1 protein-coding gene is annotated in these 1,712 nt (G+C 79.4%); it reads right to left on the reverse strand.

What is annotated here, in order from left to right; all coding sequences use genetic code 11:
* On the reverse strand, window positions 1-1,712 hold a 1,712-nt coding region (locus tag ICW40_RS19960), incomplete at both ends, for an FtsK/SpoIIIE domain-containing protein (RefSeq protein WP_260459503.1).

A 1,712-nucleotide genomic window follows, 5' to 3' on the forward strand; every position in this document is an offset into this window, starting at 1 on the left:
CGGCCGCCGACCACCGAGCCGGTCCGGGGCAGCGCGACCTGGCACCGCCGGGCCTCCGCCGGGCCCAGGTGGACGGCCCGGCCCGGCGGGCGCGGACCTGGGGCGAGCGCGGACGGCACGCCCAGGAGCACGTCGTCGTGGGTCTCCGTCGCCAGGACGAGCCGGTCGGTGGCGTGCCGGGCCTGCCTCGTCAGGTCGCCCGGAGCACCCGCGACGACCACGCGCAGTCCGCGACGCGGCCCGTCACGGAGGACGCGTTCGAGGAGCTCGGCGCCGGCCCCGCGCGGCAGCCGCTCGAGGGCGCGCTGGACGGTCCCGACGTCGTCGACGGCGAGCAGCGTGGGCGGTGGAGCGAGGTGCGCGGGCGCGGCGGAGCGCTCGAGGAGCAGGTGCAGCAGCCGGGCGACGACCGCGGGGTGGTCGGCGCTCGCGGTGGTGCCCAGGCCCGGGTGGGGCGGGAGGTCGAGCCCGGCGGGGCCGACGACGTGGACCTCCCAGCCGCGCGCCAGGGCCGCTCGGGCGGTGGTGCGCACGGTCGTGGTGCGACCCGAGCCGGGCCGGCCGGCCACGACGAGCGGTCCGCGGGCCGACCACACGAGCGGGCGGTGGCCGGGCAGGTCGGGCAGGTCGACGAGCCCGAGGACGAGCCCGTCGTCCGTCTCGTCGGCACTGCCGTCGAGCCGCTCCTCGGGCACGACGTCCGGGAGCGGAGGCGACCACACCGGGGCCGGCCGGGACAGCCCCAGCCGGTCGGCGGCACCGAGCACCGCGTCCGTGAGCGCGGCCGCGTGGTCCCTGCTCGACGGCGTGCGGACCTCCCGAGGACCGGGTCGCGGGACTGCGGGCCGGCCGACCCACCGGGCCGTCACCGTCCCGTCCGGTCCGGGTGGCGGGGTCCAGGCGCCCCGACCGAGCGGGGCCCACGCCGTCTGCACGACCGTCGTCCTGCCGCCGCGACGGACGACGGCGCGGCCCGGGACGTCCGGGGGGAGCGCGGCGGCGTCGGGCACCTCGACGACGTCGACGGAGTCGGCCGCGTCGGTGACCCGCAGGCACACGCGCAGGGCGAGGTTCGCGCGCATCTGCGCGGTCACCGCACCGGCCGGACGCTGCGTCGCGAGCACGAGGTGCAGGCCGAGCGAGCGTCCCTGGGCGGCCAGGTCGACGAGTCCGGGCACGAAGTCCGGGAGGTCGGCGGCCATCGCGCGGAACTCGTCGACCACCACGAGGAGCCGGGGCGGTGCCGTCCGTGCGGCGCGGAGGTCCTCGACGTCCGTGACGCCCGCGCCGGCGAGCAGCCGCTTGCGGCGCGCGAGCTCGCTGCGCAGCCCGGCGAGCGCCCGGCCTGCCAGCCCCGGGTCGAGGTCGGTGACGAGGCCGACGACGTGCGGCAGGCGCGCGCAGTGGCCGAAGCTCGCTCCGCCCTTGTAGTCGACGAGCACCATCGCGAGCTCGCCCGGCGGGTGGCGCACGGCGAGCGCGAGCAGCCAGGCCTGGAGCAGCTCCGACTTGCCCGCGCCGGTGGTGCCCGCGACCAGCGCGTGGGGACCGTCGGCGAGCAGGTCGAGCACGACCACCCGGTCCGTGGCGGCGACCGGCGCCGCGAGGGAGGTCAGGGCCTCGGGCGTCGCCGTCCTGGCGGCCCAGCGCGCCGCCAGGTCGGCCGACGTCGGTGTGCCGACGAGGTCCGCGAGCGCGACCCGGTGCGGCGG

This window comes from Actinotalea ferrariae, assembly GCF_019733465.1.
GTDB lineage: Bacteria > Actinomycetota > Actinomycetes > Actinomycetales > Cellulomonadaceae > Actinotalea > Actinotalea ferrariae_A.